We start from the raw sequence: 20365 nt of genomic DNA, 5'->3' as shown, positions 1-20365 counted from the left end.
CGGGATTGACCATGATCGCGACATCAACGCGGCCCGTAATATAAAAGCCGCCGGGCTGGCGGTGTTAGCCTGTGGAGAGGCCGTAAGTCCAAGCGTTCAAGTGGCGTAAGGCAAGCCTCGCTGAAGCAGGAATCCCTGTCGTTCACGGCGGGGAGCAAGTCAAGTGCCTCTTCGCCCTTAGCCCTCAGCCCTCAGCCCTCAACCCTCAACGTATGTGATGCTTTCAGTGTGTCGAAGTCACCCAGGCGTAACGGTAACCGAAGGACTTTGGACAAATGAGTGTCACATTGCTCTGACGTAAGAGAAATGGTGGCTGTGCCAAAGTGCTAACAGTCTTATCCACAAATTTTGTGGATAACGTTCTGTCGTGACGGATTGAACCCCAAAAGCCACTTTCCGCGTTCATGCGACCCCCCTCAAAAGGTTGGCCTTTGTCTACAAGCACCACCGCAAAGCAATGGCCATGCTGGTCGACCTCGGTACGGAGATAAGCGTCACCGATGGGGCGGTGTCGTTCGCGGGCTATGTCTGCAGGCTACTCGCTCCCCAACGAATCGAGGCGGGAAATATCTGCTGGATTTATCGCGATACCCAGAAGCAGTGGGGGAACTTCGAGTTGCGCGAGCGTGCCGTTATCTTCGGTAGCGAAGCGGCTGATCGATCAGGTCGTTGGTGCAGTGTGACCGGTTCTATTAGCCTAGCTTCCCGAGAGTTCATTCTGAGGAATTGCGGATGGCTCGTCCACTTTCCATCATCCTGGCTGACGCCTTCGACCGCGCGGCGAGGGACGTTTTCGAGGCTCCGCAGGTGCATAGGCATTATGGGCTTTCAGTCCCAACCACATAGGATAACTGGGTGTACTGGTGGCGCGGTTTCGCCACAGGCTTAGCCGGTGATTACGGCTCCATGTCACTGACCGACCGCTTTATCGTCCAACTGCGCCGAATCTGCCGGTGGATCAACAGTGGCCACAACGACACCCCGGCGTGAGAGCGACACGCCAAGCAGGCGCGTGGCTTAAGCCGTCTCAGCAGCTTGCGAACCTGAGTGGCAACGCTCCGTCAAAGGTTCGAATGTTTAAAACAACTAGCTGTCGCTAATCATCGTTATGTCGACAACGTGATGTTAAAGCCACTTCTCGTTGATGTTGCGATTGCTTGAACAAGGGATATGGCCCAGCAGCCTACTGAACAATCATCGAAAGGCCATCGAAAAGCGATTTCTGGATTTAAAGGGAAACGACCTGTTACTGGATTTCAGTTTGTCCGTTCGTGACAATCTATCTTTTCAATGTAAAATTCACGTGCCCCTCAACAGCGCTAAAAGGACAATGGAATGCGGATGCGGGCTATCAGGAATTACACACATCACCAGCCCCACTACGCCGTTAAAATGACGGAGTTCGATGGACCGGCCTGGGACGGCGATCCCAATTGGCCCGAGGTACTACTCTGCAGGAATCAAGAAGAAGCCCTCGCACTCGCAGAACGTTTGAATGAACTGAGCTTTCAGGATTTCAGCGACTTCATCAAAGCCGAAGAGCCGTTCCAAACGGAACCGGTACTACGCATTCTCTGGAATACCATGCGGGCCGCTCAATATAGAGTCGAATCCATAAAAGGTGACGTGGAAGACTATGCGGGGTTTGCACGTGTGAAGCAGAGCCTGATCGTTGCCAGGAAAGTTATTTCCGATCTTGAAATACTCTGATGTTCTGTTTGTTATCTCACGACAAAGCTCGTTACTTTTATTGAAATCTCCTGTCGAAACAAAGCCTGAATTTTATTCGAGAAATTCAGGCTATTAATTAACATGGGCAAGTTATTTTTAATATTTGATCGATGCCCTTCCCTATTTTAATAAAAAAACTTGCCAAATAAGTTTATTAGGGTATGAATGATCCAGCTGGCTACAATCAAACTCTTGATTAGCATAGCCTCAATCCATTAATACAGTAAAAGTTTTATTTTGTATTAATACGCCATATTCCCTTTTATCTTATTTGAGCGTTGTCATGATGGGACAATTTGAAAAGCCGTTACTGGATACCTCGCACGTTAGCTTGTCTGTTTCGAACAATGACGAATATGACGCCTTACTCGTGCTGGAGTTGGCTCTTTTACCTCTGGATGAGTGCAAACTTGAATGCGATGGCATGACCTATATCATCAGCCATTTATTGACGCATGCAGGCATCACCCATAAACGGATGGTGGGATATGTGGATGATCAACTGACCCGGCAAGTCATACATCCGCATTGCTGGATTGAATTGCCAGGCGGATATGTAATCGATTTCAGGCTGCGTATGTGGTTGGGTGACTGCGATCAGATTCCGCATGGGGTATTTGATCCCGATGGAACAGGCCTGCTTTACCATGGGCAGGAACAGGAGCAGCCAAGCCCTCCCCTGGATCTTCTGGAGCTGATGAGCGACGGCAAGATACATGACATCAATCTGCGAGAGGTCAGAGGCCTCTCACTATGAATGGCTATGTAATCGCAACCGGCATGGTGCTGGTGCCGCTGGCCATCGCGTATGCCGATCAGTACCGCCGACAAAGTGACGAGGGCGCCGCCAAGTGGTTCGGTGATGAGAACATGCCACGCAAGCTGCGCCATTGCGTGCTGTTCATGAACGAAACCGCTCTTGAAATCAGCCGGCCCATTGGACTACGAGGTCGCGTTGACCAGGTCTATAAGAACCCTGATGGCAAACTGATCATTGTCGATACCAAGACCCGCAAGAAGCACCAGGTCTTTCCTGACGACGTGTTTCAGGTATCGCTTTACCGGCTGCTGGTGCAATACAGCCAGCGAAAAACGGTACTCGATACGGCCTACATCAGGACGGTCGTGTTTTTGTCAAACACCCGTAAAACCGTCAAATATCACCCCATCACGCTTATGCCAGAACAGAAAATTCTGCAACGCTACCAACAATTACGAAAATCCCGGTGATAGTGCCCTTTTTGGGCACTTCGCGATGCCAGTTAAATTCGGCCTTGACCTTATCCTTTGGCCTTTAATTAGGAGAAGTCGCATTGCCATGAACAACTGTACTGGACAGGGATTGAAGGGATTGAAACCACTCTGGCTACTGGCCGCAATAGCCACGATGTCGATGGTGGCCATCGCGTATTACCAGCTACGCGAGTTGAGCTCGAGTGTACGCTCGCTACAGGCGTCTGTTGTCAATCAGCAGAATTCGCTATCCGATGAGGCCATGGCCCAGAAAATCACCGGCCTTATCGAGGCTTACGAAAAAGCGAAACGGTCGGCCGCGGTAGACGCCAAGTTCGCTCCCTATCAGGCAGCGCTGGAAAAGACTACCGGCAAGCATGTGTATGGCAATCCCCTGGCGCGGTTCACCCTGGTTGAGTTCTCCGACCTGGAATGTCCGTACTGCAAGCGCTTTCACAGCACCCCGAAAACCATCGTGGATGCCAGCAAAGGCACGGTGAACTGGGAATGGAAGCATCTACCACTCGATTTTCATAACCCTGCAGCCGATCAGAGTGCAATGGCCAGTGAATGTGTCGCTGAACTGGGCGGTAACCGGGCGTTCTGGGTATTTATCGGTGAGGTGTTTCGGATAGGGCGCGGCGGAGGTCAAGGCGTGGATAGCGTAGTGGATCTGGCCAAAGACATAGGACTCGATGAAGCCAGCTTCAATACATGCATAACGTCTGGCCGGTACAGCGTGAAGGTTGCAACGGACAAAGCTGCGGCAGGAAAGCTTGGCATCAACGGCACACCCGCGACCTTTGTGGTGGACAATACAACCGGCCAGAGCCAGTTGCTGGGGGGCGCCCAACCTCCCGAAGCCATACTGGTAGCCATTCGCAAGCTGAGCGAGCAAGGCAATACCGAGCACAATTAAGCGAGCAACCAGACGGACCGCACTACGAACTTGATGGGCAGCACCCTGGGTGAAAAGGCGTTCTTCCTTCTCACCACTGGCGTTAATTTCTAAATTCTAGGAAATAGACTTTTGAACAATCAAAAACTCTCGGATCGCATCAAGGCCACGCTCACCATCGAGTTGGATTTCGCCAAGGAAGATCAACCACTGATTGGAGAAGTCCTGCAGGGGATCATCGAGAGCCTGGAGGCAGTTAAGCGGCTCTGCGCGGGTGATCCGGCCCGCCTGGGCGAGATAGTACGGAGAATTCCTTGATGGCAGTTGTTGATCACGGCCTGGTGCCTGGCCAGGTTGACTCCGAGCAGTTCGATCTGCTGCTGGAGGGCACGTCGATTCGGGGCGTTGAACTGATTGCTGCCCTGCGTGACCACCTCGTGGGAGGACTAACGGGCAGCGAAGCATGGGCCAAGCATGGTGTGAACAAAAGCCAATTCTCACGACGCCTGGCGGTGATCCTGGCTGAAAGCGCGCGGGCGAAGAGACTGAGCTATTTTTACCATAAAGAGTAAAAACGGCTTCTATGGTTTACCTTTTATGGTAAACTACACTCATCGAAGCAAGCCAATGAGCGCAGAAGACGCAGGCTATGAGATTGAGGATATTGACTAATGAAAACACTGGCACTGCAAGGTAACCTGCTGAACCTCTTTGTAGCGTTGGCCATGGGCGGCAAAGAGGGAGAGGACCTGAGAGTTCCATTTGATGAGTGGGACTGCGGGGTCGTTTACGAGGGTGACTATTTCAACCCGCAGCGGAACGTCGCCGACATCTGGTCGGCAGTGATACGCCTGCGCCTAAGCACCCAAGACGCTGGGAATGGTCACTGGATTGTCACGTTGCCACAGAAGATGCTCGACAGTGAAGTCGTGGCTTTCCCAACCTTCTGTTGCGCTGATCCGCTCAAGGGCTATTGCTTGGCCCTCGTCTGGAGTGTGTTCGGCTCGGAAATGCCAGATGAAATCGAGTCCGAGCGGTTCGGCCAGGTGCCGCTGGCCCAATACAACGTAGATTTCGACGAGCCAGTTGATTACCCGGCTGCGGTCGCCGTCTGATGGCTGGCAAGCTGCCTTTGCCGATGCCGACACCTGGGAAGAGTGTGTGAACCACGGTGACGGCTTACTTCCACAGCAATGCTCGATAATAGGCCAATGAGCGCGGAGACTCCTTCTCCACGTTCGTCAACTACAAAGAGTTAAGGGAATACCATGCGCAATCACCTTCAGTATTTTCTTCGCGGAGTGTTCAGGCTGGCGAAGTACGGGGCTTTCCGCGCATTTCGGTAAAGACTGTGCAAACCATTCTCGGCCACCAGTCCCTTGACCATTCCAAGCCCGAGCGTTTGAGGTTGCGCTTTGATGTTGAGCATATGCCTTACATATGTAATGATTCGTCGCTATAGTGCATATGTAAGACATATGCTGGAGGATTGAAATGCGTACTGTCTCTATTTTCAAGAACGGCAAGAATCAGGCGATTCGATTACCGAATGACATGGCCTATGAAGGCGTCGGTGAGCTGGAAATCACGCGCGAAGGTGACGTAATCACACTTCGCCCGGTACGGCCAACATGGCAGTCCCTGGCCGAGGAGCCAAAAGCCGATGCCGAATTTCTTCAAGAGCGCCCACCAGTTGTTGGTGATGAAGGCAGGTTTAATCTGTGACGACCTACATGCTTGATACCTGCATTTGCTCGTTCATCATGCGCGAACTCCCGGAATCGGTTTTACAGCGGCTGGCAGCAGAGGTTGGCCAGAACAATCGAATCGTTATTTCTGCCATCACCTACGCCGAAATGCGTTTCGGCCAAATCGGTAAGAAAGCCTCAGCCAAACATAAAACGCTGGTTGATGAATTCGTGAAACGGCTAGATGCCGTGTTGCCGTGGGATCAACGTGCCGTAGACGCGACCGTTGAAATAATGCGAGCGCTGACCGAGGTAGGCACGCCAATCGGCCCCAATGACACGGCTATCGCAGGTCATGCGATAGCTTCTGACTGTACGCTTGTGACAAACAATGTTCGTGAATTTGGCCGTGTACCTGGTCTGTTATACGAAGACTGGGTTTAGGAGGAAATGCGCCGCCAGGTGCAGCGAAAAGAGCAAGATCACAAGCCCTTTCAAAGACTTACGGATCAAGGGAAAACCATGAAAGCAAGCGAAAAAGTATCCACTCAGATCTGTGACGCTATCCCAGGGGTTACGCCTCACCTGATGGGCTCGGTTTTGAGTGCCGCCGAGTATGAGTAAATCCAATAAACTTCGACCAGTTGGACCTGGTAATGCCTACAAATATCAAGTTATAGGTAGTTTCGACGGAGACATTACAGGACCGTTTACCGTGCGGATAACAAATGACGAAGAGTTCGTGTCGCTCTGGCTTGGTCCAAGCGAGATACTTTTAACGCACGAGCAGGCAATCGAACTTGGGCGGCATTTGATACAGGCTGGGAAGGGCGAAAATCAACCCTTGGAATAGGCTGGACCAAACCTTTGGACCTAGCACAGCATTGGGACAACGTGGGAATAGCCTGTCGCCCTGGATAGAAAACTGATTTGTCAGAAAAGGCTTACACGACGCGAAGCGTTTAGCTTATTTGCTGAGGCTGGCTGCCTCGCTATAGTGACTACAACAGCCTCAAAGGACCGAGGCTAGTGGCTAGAAGTGAACGCCAAGGAATGTTGCAGGACGCAGCATCATCAGGATGATGACCAAGGAAGCGGTAACACACGAAGGCGATCACAGTGAAAGGGTTCTACCCCGTTAGCCCATTCGCCTGAAGACGGTCACCAGGGTGCGTTTGGCTCCGTCGACTAGAAACAAGTAGGTGAAACACGACGTCGTGTGCCCCCAGGCTTCGATATTGCTGCTCGAGCCGTATTTGTGCGCCTTATGCCTGAGTACTTTTTCCGGGATGGGTCGCAGGCAAAGTCCAGGATGTTGAAGGCGCCGTACCAATGAGGACAGAGGCCTGGTGAGCTCGCCGGAGATATTGCGTTCGACGTATTGTTGTACCGCATGCACGGTGACGAAAATTTGCCCAATGGCGGGCGTATCGAACGCCAGATGCGGCGTTCCATACACCGCAGGGTCGATATAAAGCGACTCGATATTCGCTTGCGGATCATCCGCACTGGCCTTGAAGTCCATGTTGCGTTGGACCTCAAATTCAGCCCCGGCCATACATGACCCAAGAAACTGCGCGTAGGGAAGCGCCTCACGCTTGGTGGATTTGCCCAGCATCAGCTTGCGGATCGCGCCAGTAGAGACGCGCAATTTGATCCCTTTTCCGCTGCTCGGCTTTCTATTGAACACCTGGCGCTCCAGAAGCAAATAGCGCATGGCGCACAGCTCGGCAACGAGCTCGGATTCCTGAGTATTGAGCCCCAAGGTCAAATCAAGAATCCCGTTGCGTTTTAGCCCCACGTCCCAGAACACACGAACCGTATCGGGAGACAGAAGCTGAGGAGTCGTCGTGAGAGTCATCATGGCTTCAGTCTGCCAGGAGGCGAGCGTTCTGATTCTGCTCGCGCTGCTGTTTGCGCCGCAGCCGTTCGAAACCACCATAGGCCCGCTGCTTTCTGGCCTCGGCATCCGTCGCTCGCTGTTCAGCCAGGTGAACGCGAGCAAACATTTCAGCCAGCGTTTGAAGCACTTCCTGCTCCCGCGCTCTGAGTGTCTGCCAACCTTGCGCAAGCGCTGCCTCACGCGCGGCCAGGGAGCGCGTGTGATGGAGTCGTGCCGCTTTCAGCTCCAGTCGGCCATCGGGCAGCTTGTCTACCTCGATTGTTTCCCCCGGTTGGATGCCCAGATGTTGAAACAGGTCTGATCCAAGTGTGACCTGCCCCTCGCGGGTAATGATCAGTGTTGCCATGATGTAAACCTCGTAAAAAACGTCATCGCCCGTATGGTTATATTTGCTGCTTCTTATGCTTATTTGGGCGGGCGACACCCACCCATCAGCGAGACCGGTACGTTACGACGACCCTCACGAATCACAAATGCCCAGTCGGCTTTGTCCATGCCTTTGCCCTGGTTGCAGTAGCGCTCCCAGCGAGACATTTCGTAGACCGAATACCCCTGCCCTTTCTGGATATCGTTCGCCTTTTGTAACGACGAGACAATCAGTGTTTTTTCGGGTTGAGGGACGGTTTGGACCGGCAGGTCTGCTGTCAACGGACGATCTAAGTGATTGGTGCCTCCCAAAGTGTGCACGTAGCCCGGCTGACGTAGCGCAGCACCGCCGCGCCCTCTATTGTCCCAGTCCAGCGAGAGCTCTCGATGGGTACGCTGGTATTTCTCCATCAGCAGATCCTGCTCTTTAAGCTTGGCGTTCAGCAGCCCGGTCATGTAATCGCTCAAGGCGATGTGGTCTGGGGTCGGTTGCGTGTCTGCCTGCCTTTTGAAGGCCGGCACGTGCTCGGTGAGCCATTCGAGTGTCGGCGGGTGTTTTTTGAACTGCTTTTGGAACGGAGACAAAGGGCTGGTAGCACAGCCTGCCAGTACGAGACTGGCAAGAGCGAGGATAGTGATTCGCTTCAAAGGGAGCTTCAAGGCAGGGTCCTTTTGGTGGTTTATGCGGTTTGCCTATTCTCCCCAAGATTGAATAAAACACTGTCACGTGAAGTTGCCCAAAAAGGGCAACTTGGCATGACAGTGTTTTTTTAATTATCTGTAACGATGTACCGGGTGACTAACTGATATCCGTACCCCGTCATCATGCTGAGCTTTCTCAAGAAATTCCTGAATGGCGCTGGACCTGCTCCCGTCGCTTGCCCGCCTGCTTTTGATGACGATATTCCGCGTTATCCACCTTTTGCCAAAGGGCTGCCTGTGGCACCGGTCGATAAACTACTGGCCACTCAGTCCCCGTTGATTGAACGTATCCGGGGCGCTACGGGTTACCCAAACGCTGATTTCGATCGATTGGTTCTGCCCGTCTTGCAGCGGTATGCCGCGTTCGTTCATCTGTTGCCGGCCTCGGAGGCCCATCATCACCGAGGGGCTGGCGGTCTGCTTCGCCATGGACTGGAAGTGGCATTTTGGACGGCCCAGGCTTCCAGAGCGATCATTTTCGCGACAGGCCATTCGCCACGTGAGCAACGAGACAATGAACCTCGTTGGCGATTTGCCGCACTCTTGACCGGCCTGCTGCATGATGTCGGCAAGCCACTGTCGGATGTGGCCGTGACCACCCTGGATGGTCACAGCACCTGGAACCCCCACATCGAATCCCTGGTGGAATGGGCCAACACTCAGGGAGCCGATCGCTATTACCTGCGCTGGCGTGATCAGCGACACAAGCGCCATGAGCAATTCTCGCTGATCATGGTGCAACATCTCATGACTCGCGAGGCCTGGGCCTACCTCAATGACCCCGGTCCGGAAATCTCCCAAGCCATGATGGAAGCGATCGGTGGAGTAGGCATGACCAAGCCGCTGGCCCGGTTGATGTTGCGGGCCGACACCGAGAGCGTGGCTCGTGACATGCGGCAAAATCGCATGAGCATGGATGAACACACCTACGGTGTACCGGTAGAGCGATACCTCTTCGATGCCATCCGCACCTTGATCAATACCGGTGTCTGGAAAGTCAATGTGCCGGGGGCCAAGGTCTGGCACCTCGACCAGGGCTCATTCATTGCCCTCAAACAAGGTGCCACCGAGCTATACGAAGCCGTGCAACGCTCGGGCGTGCCCGGTATTCCCCGTGATCCCGACACCCTGGCCGAAATCCTGATCGAACGCGGCTACGCCATTCCCAAACCTATTGAAGGAAAAGATGAAGGAGCCTACTACCGGTATTGGGAGGTTCAGCCGGCCCCGCTCAAGGAAGGGCCGCTGGCCGGTGACATCACGCTTATGCTGCTGCGCCTGGAGTCGCCCGAACTGATTTTTACCTCGGAGCCGCCTGCTCCGGTGCACGGCGTGATTGTGAATGAATCAGGCGAGCGTGATGAACCCGATAAACCAGAGGCGGGTAAGGAAGACGCCATCCCGCCCAGCAAACTGGCTTCAACATCTGCCGCTCCGCCACCTGCTACTCCAAAGCCTGCTGCACCAACGCCAAAGCCGGTGGATCTGGCCTGGGTCGATGAGCCTGACACCCGCAAACAGAAGGATAAGAATCGACCGCTGGATTTCAACGACATGCTCGCGGAGCTCAAGCGGACTTCCGCGCCCGTTCCTGAGCTGAATCCAGTGCCAGGCTCTGCAGTGACCCAGGTAGAAGCCGAGATCGAATCTGACATGCGGGTACCAAGTCCTGCTTCCCCGATTCTGCCCGGGCAAGATCAGGATGTTGAACAGACCAGTGCCGAACCCGAAGCCACTCAAGCTCAATCGGTTCTTTCGGAACACATTGACGATTTACCAGCACCGCCGGCCTATTTCACCGAAAGCCTCGACTATGACCTATCAGAAGAGCGCGCAGGCCAACCTACTGAAGCAGAACCGCTTTGTTCTGACGGGACAATCAGCGAGTGGGAGAGCGACGCATTGCCTTCTAACCGTGCCGTCGCAACAAACAACCCCCCAAACGAAATCCAGCCAAGAGCCGCCCGCCAACGCTTAAGCGAATGGCTGCAACACTACCCAGATGCCGCCGCCATCCTTGAAGGCATCATCGACCCGATTCTCGCGGGTGAGGTGGCACTGGGTACGGAGTTGCTGCGTGTACAGAACAAGCTGGTGATTCCCTACCCAACCGGCACCAAGCGCTTCGGAAAACCGACTGAAGTAATGGGCACACTATTCGCTGCCGGAGCCATTGTGGCTGACCCGGTGTTGACTAGCCGGAAAGTGCATGATTTCGATGGAGTGAAAGCACTGGTGCTGGACGCTCCGCTGGCAACCGTGCTCGATGAAGCGCTGAACGAAGCGGCCGAAGCGCTTGATCCCATGGCAGTGCCGGTACCGAAGACCGAGGCACCTATCACCTCGGCAACAGAAGAAGAGCTGCTTGCTCGGAATAAACGCAAGAAAATAGCACCAACCGAACCACTTGAAAAAGCGGCACCTGCCATACAAGAGCAGCCGGTAACTGTAGCGCCGCAACAAAGCGAACTCATGTTCCTGGCAGAGACACCGATCGATAAGCCTTCGACTGACGTGACATCGACTGCTGCCTCGACACAAAGCCCGGTTCGCCGTCGTGAACGACCACCGCAACCTGAATCTCACGACGCCAGGCCTGATCCAGTGGCCGAGGAATCGCCCAGCGCCCATGACGATACACCTGAGCAAATGGGTGAGCCTGATCCTGAAACAGATGCCACTCAATGGATCGTGCAGGAAAAAAAGGTCGAGCAAAAACCGCGTGAAATCGAGGCTCTGCGCCCAGCGACCCTGACCACCGAAAGAGCCATTGCTGAGCTCAAGAATCAGATCCTGTGTGGGGAAGGCCGCTGGTTGGCTTCAGAGGTGATCGAGCAGGACGGGTATCGGGTGACCAGCGCCTTAGCCCTGGACCTGATTGCCGCATACGCCCCGGAAAACCTTGGGAAAACCGCTTTGCGCATGGAATTGACCCTTAATTCCAAGCGGCCCCGACTCTATCTGAAACAGCAAAAACTATGGCTAAAGGTAAATTGAATGGGTATCGAATACGACGCGCTTCACTATGACATGCCGTGGCGCAAGAACTACGAAATGCGCGCAGCATGCGGTTGGGGGGCTGCCTTGATGGCCTCCTTGGGCGTCCATCATGTCACCACGATGCCGTCCCAACCGTTCTATTGGATGGCGGCCATGTGCGGGACGATGGCCATGGTGCGTCTGCCTAAAGCCTTCAAACTGCAACGACTGCAGAAAAGTCTGAGTGGCCGTGCCCTTGAGTTTGTCTCACTGGCACAACTGAAAAAAAACATCGCCAGGCACCCGAACGATGTCTGGCTCGGTTATGGCTTCGAGTGGGAGAACCGCCACGCCCAACGCGTCTTCGAGATCTTGAAGCGGGACATCTCCAGTATCACCCATGCCATACATAAGCAGCGCAAGGACAAGACCATTCCCATGGGCCAGCCCTGGATTCATGGGGTCGAACCCAAAGACGACAAACTCTATCAGCCGATTGCCCATGCTGAAGGCCACACCCTGCTGCTGGGAACCACCGGCTCGGGCAAGACCCGGGCCTTCGATATCCTGATTTCCCAGGCAATTCTACGTGGAGAGGCCGTCATTATCCTGGACCCCAAAGGGGACAAGGAGATGCGCGACAATGCCCGTCGCGCCTGTGAATCCATGGGCCAGCCGGAGCGCTTTGTATCGTTTCATCCCGGCTTTCCAGAAAAATCGTGCCGCATCGATCCGCTGTTCAACTTCTCCCGCGCCACGGAAATCGCCAGTCGGCTGGCCGCGTTGATTCCATCCGAAAGTGGCAACGATCCGTTTACCAGCTTTGGCTGGCAATCCTTGAACAACATTGCCCAGGGCCTGCTGATCATCAACAGTCGGCCCAACCTGATGATGCTGCGCCGCTACCTCGAAAGCGGTGCGGCAGGTCTGGTCTCACAGTGTGTTGAGAGCTATGCGCAGAAAACGCTACCGGACTGGGAGAAAAAGGCCGCCCCCTTCCTAGCCCGGGTCAAGCCGGGTACGACGCTCGAACAACGTTGCAAGGCCTTGATGGACTTCTACTATCAGGAAGTGCAGCCCGTCTGCCCGAGTATCGAGCTCGAAGGGCTGCTGTCCATGCACTCTCATGACACCACCCACTTCTCGAAAATGGTCGCGACCCTGCTGCCGATCATGAACATGCTGACCTCCGGCGAGCTGGGCAAGATGCTTTCGCCTGATCCAAGCGATACCCACGATACCCGCCTGATCACCGATTCGGCACAAATCATCAACCGGGCGCAAGTGGCCTATATCGGCCTCGATTCGCTCACCGATGGCATGGTCGCCAGTGCGATCGGTTCGATTCTGCTCTCCGATATGACTTCGGTAGCTGGTGATCGCTATAACTATGGCGTCGATAACCAGCCGGTCAATCTATTTATCGATGAGGCCGAACAAGCCCTCAATAATCCGACGATCCAGCTACTCAACAAAGGCCGGGGTGCCAAATTTCGCCTGGTGCTGGCTACGCAGACCATTCCGGATTTCACCGCTCGCCTCGGTAGCGAAGAGAAGGCGCTGCAGGTACTGGGCAACATCAACAACCTGATCTGCTTACGAGTAACCGACAACAAAACCCAGCAGTACGTGACCGACAACCTGCCCAAGACCCGCCTGAAGTCCGTGCAGCGCTCGCAGGGGCAAAACACCGATGGTAATGAGCCGATCATGCACGGTGGCAACCAGGCCGAGCGCCTGACGGATGAGGAAGGCGACCTCCTGCCCCCGCAGTTGCTGGGCATGCTGCCCAACCTTGAATACGTCGCAAAGATTTCCGGTGGCCGAATCCTGAAAGGTCGCCTGCCCATTTTAACCCACTAAATAAACCCAAAAGCACGCGAGGAATGAGTGTGGCTGAAACACTGAAATCGGCAACCCTGTTGATGAAAACCATCAAACAACGAGGCCGCAACAACGCCTATCTATGGTCCTTGTTGCAATGGGACTGGCCCATTGCCAAAGACATCATCGATCAGGTGTACGCGTTCTTTTTATCAGCTGAGATCCCGGACACGCCGCTCAGCGAGCTGGCGTGCCAGGTCATCGAAGAAGCCTTGCAGCGGTACGGCACCACCATCTTCGATGGTCCATACCTCAAGCACGAAGATGCCTACCGCATCAGTGTGTTTCTAGACACCCTCATCTCGGTCACGACAGCACAATTGATCGATGGAATATCCGATGAGAAAGGGCACGTCTGGAAAGTCCGCTTCGACGAAGAGCAGGTCATTTGGTATCAACAGGACAAACTCGATAGCGATAGCGATGATGAAGCCTCGCTGCGCGCCCAGTTATATGGATTGTTTGCCTGTGAAAAATTGCAGTTTTGTTTAAGGAGAGCGAGCAATGAACAAGCCATTCTGGCTGGTAGCATTCCTGCTCTGCCTTGAAATCGTGTTGATCATGGTGCTGTTGCCAGGTGATGTAGTGCAGCAAGCCATCCACAAGGAAGCCGGTTATGTCGAGCACACCCTGGGAGCTGAGGCACAAGGCATGCTCATGGAGAAAGCCAACCAGTGGCATCAATCACTACTGTTTGACTCGGGGGTTTATGACAGCCTGTACTACACCCTGATTCCAACCGAGAAGCAGCGAGAAGCGTCCGGCTCCATCAAGACGATGGGCAGCGGCTGGTTCAGAGTGGTGGAAAACCGCCTGGAGGCCCTGTCGCTCGTGGTGTATCAGCTATTGGCTCGGTTCGCGCTGGTACTGACCTGGGCACCGTACATGCTGTTGCTGCTGATACCGGCTCTCTATGACGGTTACATGACCTGGCAGATCAAACGGACTAATTTTGCCTACGTCAGTCCGGTGATCCATCGCTACAGCGTACGCGGTGCGTTGATCCTGGTGGGAGTCATGGCTATTGGTTTCTTCCTGCCGGTGGCCATTGATCCGACAATTATTCCCCTTGTATTGATGGTCGTTTGCATACTGATGGGACTGGCGACCGGGAATATGCAGAAGCGGATTTAATCCACTCCCCCGACCTGCGGGTCGGGGGTTGTCGCGTTCTATGCCAGTGGTGTCCGGTTCAGTCCGGCCAGAGCTGAGTTAAGCCAGGGCTGCTTAGACCTGGTTTTTGCCTTTCTTCCTAGCAACAGGACCGACGAGGCTTCCTTTCGAAGCAACCAATTTGCCGTTCCAAACGGTAAGGTTCTCTCGGGGCGTTGAGAGAGCCTTGCGCGCTTTGACGGTCAAGAATTGGCCTTTTGCTGACCGGGGCTTCCAAATAACCCCTTTAGCAGCTTCTTGGCGAGCCTCTTTTTCCACGTAGGCACACATTTCGTCGGCGTCTTCGAAGCTAACGTTCTCATATGAACCAACAAATTCGTGGCGGTCAATCTGACCGGCAACCTTACGCATGCGGGCGAAGAAATCATCTTCAGTTTCGACTTGTACGGTTTTACTCATTATCGCTTCCTCTTTTCGAGGTATTGCTGCCAATCGGTTTCGAATCGCCTCAGTGTGTCTTCCAGCGAGACGAAATCTACAGGCTCTATTGCACCCATGTAATGTCGATGGTGGTACCCATGAGCATTATCGTATCCTACCACCCGACCATTGTCGCCCGGGTAAACCTTGGGATTTATATAGGCCATGCTGTAGGTCAGGAGCTTTCCTTTCTCGTCGATCAGATACTCACTATGACAAGACTGAACACCAGTTTCTGTCGAGTTTCGCGCCCAAGTCGACGATCGTTGGCCTTCTCGGCCATTACGTCGCCGATGATCTCTAGGACCTTGGTAAAGTGCGTACGTCGCGCAATCGCGTGCCAAAATGCCAGTGACGCTGCATCATCTTTCAATAATGGTGCGATGAGATGTTGCTGAGTCCAGTTGGAGTCTGCTCGTAGGAAGTAAGGCAGTTCTTCGATAAGTCGACGCCGAACAATCAAGCCACTGCGATCAAGTGCGCCGATAGCAACATCCCGAAATTGACGCGCGTTGCTTTTAGCATCGAACGGGTTAGGCATCTCTGTGAGCGACGGACAAGCCTCCAAGAAAACATCGACCAACCTTCCGACGTGCGTGTTCCGCGTATCAGGGTCCATTGGCTCATGATCATCGTCGCTAGAGCAAGCCGTGAAGCTTAGATCGACATCATCACTATTTTCTGGCGTCGAATTGGTCGCTTTGACGGCAATGGCCAAATCCGCAGCCAGACCGGCAAACACAGCATTGGTTTCTTCCTGCCGGTGGCCATTGATCCGACGATTATTCCCCTTGTATTGATGGTCGTTTGCATACTGATGGGACTGGCGACCGGGAATATGCAGAAGCGGATTTAATCCACTCCCTCGACCTGCGGGTCGGGGTTTTTCACGCTGCACTAAAGTTAAAGCGGTCAGCGGTATCGATATACTGATCGCCAGTGCGTTAAAGGTAGCGGTTGGCCAACCCGAGCGCTTTGCCAATGGCCGCCAACTCAGTGCCTAGCTAGGCATCACCCCGCGCGAATAGTGAGCGTCATGGGAATTATACGGAAAGGATTTCCCACTATTTGAACGGTGTACAATTTGATCGTTAGCTATATTTCAGGCCATTCCTCACCTTTTAGGGACTACCACCATGGCCGATTTGCTTCTCGACATTCCCGTTACCACCATCAAGGGTGAGCAGAAAATCCTTGCTGACTTCGGTGCCAGGGTACTGCTGGTGGTCAACACCGCCAGCAAATGTGGTTTCACGCCCCAATACCAGGGCCTAGAAGCCCTGTGGCAGCAGTATAAAGACCGTGGCCTAGTGGTACTGGGCTTTCCCTGCAACCAGTTCGGCAAGCAAGAGCCGAGCGATGAAGGCTCCATTAGCCAGTTCTGCGAGCTGAATTTCGGCGTCAGCTTTCCGCTGTTCAAGAAGATCGAGGTCAATGGCGCAGGTGCCCATCCGCTCTACGTCGAGCTGAAAAAGCGTGCACCAGGCCTACTTGGTAGCCAGAGTATCAAGTGGAACTTCACCAAATTTCTAGTCGATGTCGAGAGTAAAACGATCAAGCGCTTCGCACCAACCACCAAACCAGAGGAGCTGAAAGTCGAGATCGAAGCGGTGCTCAAATGAGTGGACTTTCACCGAAGCTGACCTCGCTGCAACCTGACAACTAGCCAGCGGTGTATCAGCGGGGCGCCCGACCTCGGCCAAACTTCTGGCCGTCCGACGTGTAACGGAGAACCGAGGAAACAAGACAGCCGGTGTGGATGGTAAGCGCTGGACCACACCGCAATCGAAGTGGAATGCCGCGCATGATCTGGAGCGTCGGAGGTACCGGGCATTATCGCTTCGGCGGGTGTTCATCCCCAAAGCGAATGGCAAGCAACGCCCGTTGGGAATTCCAACGATGCGAGATCGTGCCATGCAAGCGCTCTACCTGATGGCTCTGTCACCTGTAGCAGAAACTGTTGGCGATCCCAATAGCTATGGAACGATCGACTGCTGATGCCATGAGGCAGCTCTACGGTTGCCTGTGCCGGAAGCGCTCGTCGCGCTGGGTTCTGGAGGCGGACATCAGGGGTTGTTTCGATCATATCAACCACACATGGCTACTGCGACACGTACCCATGGACACGGATGTGTTGAAGAAGTGGTTGAACGCTGGGGTCGTGAATAAGGGGATGCTCCAGGCAACAGAGGAAGGGACGCCACAAGGAGGAGTCATTTCCCCGACACTGGCCAATCTGACCCTGGACGGACTGGAGTCGCAGCTCAAGAAGCACCTGGGCATCAAACGATCAGGACGGTTGAAGGTCAACGTGGTTCGATACGCCGATGACTTTGTCATCACCGCAGACTCTCCAGAGGTATTAGAGAAGGAAGTGCGTCCGTGGGTTGAGCAGTTTCTGGTCCTTCGAGGCCTGGAACTGGCTAAGAGCCTGTTATTAACCCGTTCATTTTTTGATCAGCCTGGTACTGCCAAGGCCTTGATAGCGGTCGGCAACATCAGGCCAACAAAGGCAATGAAGTGAAACCCTGCCAGCGTCGAGGCCAGGCGCTCGGAGTCCCGACTCAGCCTTCGAAAGCGGGCCATCCAGCCGAAGCTGCGTTCGACCACCCAACGCCGCGGCAGCAGGAGGAAGCCCTTCTTCGCCTGCGTATGCTTGATCACTTCCAGTTGGATGCCATGCGCCTCTGCCTGTCGGGCCGCCGACTCGCCGCTGTAGCCCTGGTCGACAAAGGCAACCTTCACCACCTCACCGGTCACCCGCTGCACTTGCTCGGCGAAAGCTGCCGGTCCTGTTCGTTGGTGGGCGTCACCCGCAGGGCGAGCAACTGCCCCAGCGTATCCACCGCCATGCCCTTGCGGCGTTTGGCTCCGTCATAGCTGGCCCGTGCGCCGCTTTCCGGGGTCGACTGCAGGGTACAGCTGTCGAGGATCACGGCGCTGGGCTGGGCCGTGCGCTTGTCGGCCAGTGGTGCCAACGCTCATCGAGCACCTTGGGCACCAGCGCCCACCTATGAGTGCAACTTCCTCGCCCCCGAATCTGCGATCTGGAGAATCCTCAGATTGCCCAGGCGGGCAGGTCATCGGTTCCATACAGCCCGAAGGCCATAGGGTCGTCGAACAGCTTGCCGTTGGCGTTGACGAGCGAGTCCTGCAGGTTGTCGAACTCGACGCTGGTCGGTTGGTGATAGCTGTCACGGATGGCGCGATTCTCCAGCACCTGCAGGAAAGCCAACTTCCTTGCATGGGCATCGAGCACCGCGCGAGCCAAGCGCTCATGCTTGTCTCCAGGGAAGAAGTGGCACCATTCCCCGGCGATGTACTTGTGTGGGTTGGTCGGTCGCTGCACAGTCACGGCCAGCAGCATGCCCATGAACGCATTGGCCTGGCGCTTGCTGGTGAAGCGATACAGCACAGGGTCTTCCTGCTTGGGGGAGTGGATGTCGACGATCACCCAGGGCTTTAGCGGGCTTTCACTTTTGCGGAGCTGGAAGCGGTCGGTCTGCATGGCTTGTCCTCGGACTGCAGTTTGGATGAGTCCAGTATCTCCACCCAAAGCGTGTGTCATCGGCGACTTCCACCTCTAAGATCGCGCCCATGCTGGGCGCACAACGAAGAAACCCGCATTCGCGGGCTTCTTCAGCATGGGTTGGTTCCGGTGCTGTCACGCAGCCAGCGCTAGCTATGAAGCCATTCGTCGAAGGTCTTGATCGTCCAACCGAGCGACGCCGCATAGTGGACGTAGATATTGTAGCGGTCCTGTAGGGTTTCCATGCGCTCTACCTCATTTCTCCTGTTTAGGAGTGGCAATTGAAGGGCTGGGTGCCCGTCGCCTGGACAGAAAGATCACGCACCCTGCTTGCTTCTAGTCAGCCATTCAGCCATCGACGAGTCCTCCAGTGCGTACTCGCCTCGGTTGGCCCTCCAGATCAGCTCCTTCTCCCGAAGTACATCGAGTGCTTTTTGGACGTTCGGCGTGCTGGCGTTCGCCTCGTTTCCGGCCAGTTCCAGTTTGCGGTTCACTGCCTGGAATGTCTGCTCAGTGAAGGGCGAGAACGGCTGCTTGTTGATTGCACACTCGGCCATGACTTCCAGTACCGCCTGTTGCAGAGCGGAGAGGTCGTTGTAGGCGCTTTCGTAGTCGCTCCAAACCCCGGCTTGGTGATTGAGGGCGCCGGTTCGCAGAAGCTCGCCCAGGTTGCTTGCCTCGCCCAGGCCGACGCTCACCTCGGTCAGCAGCTTGTTGAGCATTTCGGGGCGTCGCCCGACGAGCTGGAAGGCAAACTCAATGTCCTCATCGTGGAACTGGTTGGTCGCTGCGAGTCGTGAGTTCCAGACTTCAGCGACGAACGTCACGAAGTCATCCCCCAGCAGCGGAAACGGCGTGATGCTCGCCCCGTAGAAGGGCTGTTTGCTCTTGAGAACGAGATTCGCCAACTTGTCGCGGCTCGATCCGGTAAAGACCAGCCGTAGGCCATCTGGATGCTTCCCACGGTTCAGGTGGTCACGCGCAGCCTTTAGCGCGAACATCGTGTTGAGGCCGCTTTCGCTGTTGAGCGAGTGTTGGGCCTCGTCGATGATCAGAACGACCAGCTTGCCCGAGACCTCATGCAGCACTTCGAGGGCCTTGGCGAGCGTTGTTCCAGCCGGGAGCTGGGACTTGGTGAAATCCCAACTTAGGGTTCGGAGCAGGTTGATCTTCTCGATGCCTGCTTTCTTGGCCGCTTTGCTCAGGGCGCTCTCGTACTCGCCCAGAGCTGTACCGATGGCGCCAGCGATTAGCACAGCGGGGTCAATGTCTCGGTTCACCCAGAGATCGATGTAGACCGGCAGCCATCCTCGCTCCAGACATTCGGGAATCAGGTCATTACTGAGGAAGGTGCTCTTGCCGGTACGGCGGGGGGCGGCCAGGAACATCCCCGAGCTATAGTCAGCGAAGGACTCGCCGGCCAGGTCGCGCACCAGCGCCTCGGCCAGTGCCTTACGCCGGAAGATCGGGCGTGACGGATTCATGGGATTATCCTCGATTATCTCAGTAACTATAGATTATACCTCTGCGGATAGAATTGGTATAATCCGGCGCCTGGTTGCCCATTTGGGCTGGCGCCGACTGCGAGGGGCGGGGCAGTGCTTGGCGATAATGAAGCGCATGGCGGCGACGAGTATGCTGGGGCCGCTCAGGTAGCCGAGGGCCAAGTTGGGAATCGGGCAACCGAACTCTGATCACTCGACGGTCGCGCTGGTCGAGCGGAATCGGCAGTCCTAAGCCAGACAAAGGCCATGCAGCTTGTGCCTAGTAGTGTGAGTTAGAAATTCGTTTGCAGAAAGAGGCGACCGAGGTCAGGATTTCATCGGCTGTCTTGGTCCACACGAAGGGCTTTGCGTGAG

The 20365-nt window shown here is 54.9% G+C and carries 21 protein-coding genes and 3 pseudogenes; 16 read left to right on the top strand and 8 right to left on the bottom strand.

Features of this window, described 5'->3' with window-relative positions; all coding sequences use genetic code 11:
* Positions 1-1335 precede the first annotated feature (1335 nt).
* From FHR87_RS17775 to FHR87_RS17735, 9 genes are all read left to right on the top strand, one after another.
* Positions 1336-1710, top strand: coding sequence for a hypothetical protein (locus FHR87_RS17775; protein WP_183168120.1), 375 nt, complete (start codon positions 1336-1338; stop codon positions 1708-1710).
* A gap of 304 nt (positions 1711-2014) precedes the next feature.
* Positions 2015-2488 (top strand): hypothetical protein, encoded by a 474-nt coding sequence (locus FHR87_RS17770; RefSeq protein WP_221189913.1) that lies wholly within the window; start codon positions 2015-2017, stop codon positions 2486-2488.
* Positions 2489-2511: 23 nt separating this feature from the next.
* Positions 2512-2961 carry a PD-(D/E)XK nuclease family protein gene (locus FHR87_RS17765; RefSeq protein ID WP_183168119.1) on the top strand — a complete coding sequence of 150 codons (450 nt, stop codon included), beginning with the start codon at positions 2512-2514 and terminating at the stop codon, positions 2959-2961.
* Between the two features lie 88 nt (positions 2962-3049).
* Positions 3050-3883 carry a DsbA family protein gene (locus tag FHR87_RS17760; protein ID WP_183168118.1) on the top strand — a complete coding sequence of 278 codons (834 nt, stop codon included), beginning with the start codon at positions 3050-3052 and terminating at the stop codon, positions 3881-3883.
* Between the two features lie 111 nt (positions 3884-3994).
* A complete protein-coding gene (locus FHR87_RS19350) occupies positions 3995-4180 on the top strand; it encodes a hypothetical protein (RefSeq protein ID WP_246336093.1) in 186 nt (61 codons plus the stop codon).
* A complete protein-coding gene (locus tag FHR87_RS17750; protein WP_183168117.1) occupies positions 4180-4434 on the top strand; it encodes a PapB/FocB family fimbrial expression transcriptional regulator in 255 nt (84 codons plus the stop codon). The genes FHR87_RS19350 and FHR87_RS17750 overlap by 1 nt, the downstream gene beginning before the upstream one ends.
* A 99-nt stretch (positions 4435-4533) precedes the next feature.
* A complete protein-coding gene (locus FHR87_RS17745; protein WP_183168116.1) occupies positions 4534-4977 on the top strand; it encodes a hypothetical protein in 444 nt (147 codons plus the stop codon).
* A 379-nt stretch (positions 4978-5356) separates the two neighbouring features.
* Positions 5357-5587: a type II toxin-antitoxin system VapB family antitoxin gene (gene vapB, locus FHR87_RS17740; protein ID WP_183168115.1), complete on the top strand. Its 231-nt coding sequence runs from the start codon at positions 5357-5359 to the stop codon at positions 5585-5587.
* Positions 5584-5994 (top strand): PIN domain-containing protein, encoded by a 411-nt coding sequence (locus FHR87_RS17735; RefSeq protein ID WP_183168114.1) that lies wholly within the window; start codon positions 5584-5586, stop codon positions 5992-5994. Before vapB ends, FHR87_RS17735 begins: the two co-directional genes overlap by 4 nt.
* 694 nt (positions 5995-6688) lie before the next feature.
* Here FHR87_RS17735 and FHR87_RS17730 read toward each other — a convergent pair.
* Genes FHR87_RS17730 through FHR87_RS17720 form a run of 3 tightly spaced genes read right to left on the bottom strand, consistent with a single transcriptional unit; the run spans position 6689 to position 8479 of the window.
* Positions 6689-7414, bottom strand: coding sequence for a hypothetical protein (locus tag FHR87_RS17730; RefSeq protein WP_183168113.1), 726 nt, complete (start codon positions 7412-7414; stop codon positions 6689-6691).
* Positions 7415-7418: 4 nt separating this feature from the next.
* Positions 7419-7799 (bottom strand): AbrB/MazE/SpoVT family DNA-binding domain-containing protein, encoded by a 381-nt coding sequence (locus tag FHR87_RS17725; protein ID WP_183168112.1) that lies wholly within the window; start codon positions 7797-7799, stop codon positions 7419-7421.
* Between the two features lie 59 nt (positions 7800-7858).
* Positions 7859-8479 (bottom strand): hypothetical protein, encoded by a 621-nt coding sequence (locus FHR87_RS17720; RefSeq protein WP_183168111.1) that lies wholly within the window; start codon positions 8477-8479, stop codon positions 7859-7861.
* Between the two features lie 165 nt (positions 8480-8644).
* On the opposite strand from FHR87_RS17720, the gene mobH reads away from it, so the two are divergent.
* The 4 genes from mobH to FHR87_RS17700 are packed head-to-tail and all read left to right on the top strand — an operon-like array spanning position 8645 to position 14518.
* Complete coding sequence (gene mobH / locus FHR87_RS17715) at positions 8645-11518, top strand: MobH family relaxase (RefSeq protein ID WP_183168110.1); 2874 nt, start codon at positions 8645-8647, stop codon at positions 11516-11518.
* Positions 11519-13363 (top strand): conjugative transfer system coupling protein TraD, encoded by a 1845-nt coding sequence (traD, locus tag FHR87_RS17710; protein WP_221189912.1) that lies wholly within the window; start codon positions 11519-11521, stop codon positions 13361-13363. It begins immediately after the preceding gene.
* A 29-nt stretch (positions 13364-13392) separates the two neighbouring features.
* A complete protein-coding gene (locus tag FHR87_RS17705) occupies positions 13393-13932 on the top strand; it encodes a hypothetical protein (protein WP_183168109.1) in 540 nt (179 codons plus the stop codon).
* Positions 13889-14518 (top strand): IncC plasmid conjugative DNA transfer DtrJ family protein, encoded by a 630-nt coding sequence (locus tag FHR87_RS17700; RefSeq protein ID WP_183168108.1) that lies wholly within the window; start codon positions 13889-13891, stop codon positions 14516-14518. The genes FHR87_RS17705 and FHR87_RS17700 overlap by 44 nt, the downstream gene beginning before the upstream one ends.
* Positions 14519-14611: 93 nt before the next feature.
* Here FHR87_RS17700 and FHR87_RS17695 read toward each other — a convergent pair whose 3' ends face one another.
* Complete coding sequence (locus FHR87_RS17695) at positions 14612-14956, bottom strand: hypothetical protein (protein ID WP_183168107.1); 345 nt, start codon at positions 14954-14956, stop codon at positions 14612-14614.
* Positions 14956-15321, bottom strand: a complete 366-nt coding sequence (locus FHR87_RS19735) for a toxin-antitoxin system TumE family protein (protein WP_476693175.1) — start codon at positions 15319-15321, stop codon at positions 14956-14958. Before FHR87_RS19735 ends, FHR87_RS17695 begins: the two co-directional genes overlap by 1 nt.
* Before the next feature lie 555 nt (positions 15322-15876).
* On the opposite strand from FHR87_RS19735, the pseudogene FHR87_RS17690 reads away from it, so the two are divergent.
* From FHR87_RS17690 to FHR87_RS17680, 3 genes and pseudogenes are all read left to right on the top strand, one after another.
* Positions 15877-15978, top strand: a pseudogene (locus tag FHR87_RS17690) (IS110 family transposase); the annotation flags it as partial.
* A 135-nt stretch (positions 15979-16113) separates the two neighbouring features.
* Positions 16114-16599, top strand: coding sequence for a glutathione peroxidase (locus FHR87_RS17685; protein ID WP_183168106.1), 486 nt, complete (start codon positions 16114-16116; stop codon positions 16597-16599).
* Between the two features lie 64 nt (positions 16600-16663).
* Positions 16664-17402: pseudogene (locus FHR87_RS17680) on the top strand (reverse transcriptase domain-containing protein); the annotation flags it as partial.
* Between the two features lie 32 nt (positions 17403-17434).
* Here the strand turns inward: FHR87_RS17680 and FHR87_RS17675 are convergent.
* The 3 genes and pseudogenes from FHR87_RS17675 to FHR87_RS17665 form a co-directional block, all read right to left on the bottom strand.
* A pseudogene (locus tag FHR87_RS17675) lies at positions 17435-17946 on the bottom strand (transposase); the annotation flags it as partial.
* An 89-nt stretch (positions 17947-18035) separates the two neighbouring features.
* On the bottom strand, positions 18036-18485 hold the full coding sequence (locus tag FHR87_RS17670; RefSeq protein ID WP_183168105.1) for a hypothetical protein: 450 nt from the start codon (positions 18483-18485) through the stop codon (positions 18036-18038).
* Between the two features lie 338 nt (positions 18486-18823).
* Positions 18824-19990: an ATP-binding protein gene (locus FHR87_RS17665; protein ID WP_183168104.1), complete on the bottom strand. Its 1167-nt coding sequence runs from the start codon at positions 19988-19990 to the stop codon at positions 18824-18826.
* Positions 19991-20365: the final 375 nt, after the last annotated feature.

It is taken from the genome of Azomonas macrocytogenes (assembly GCF_014191985.1).
GTDB lineage: Bacteria > Pseudomonadota > Gammaproteobacteria > Pseudomonadales > Pseudomonadaceae > Azomonas > Azomonas macrocytogenes.
The sequence above is the reverse complement of the archived record's forward strand: the minus strand, read 5'-3'. Positions and strand labels throughout refer to the sequence as shown.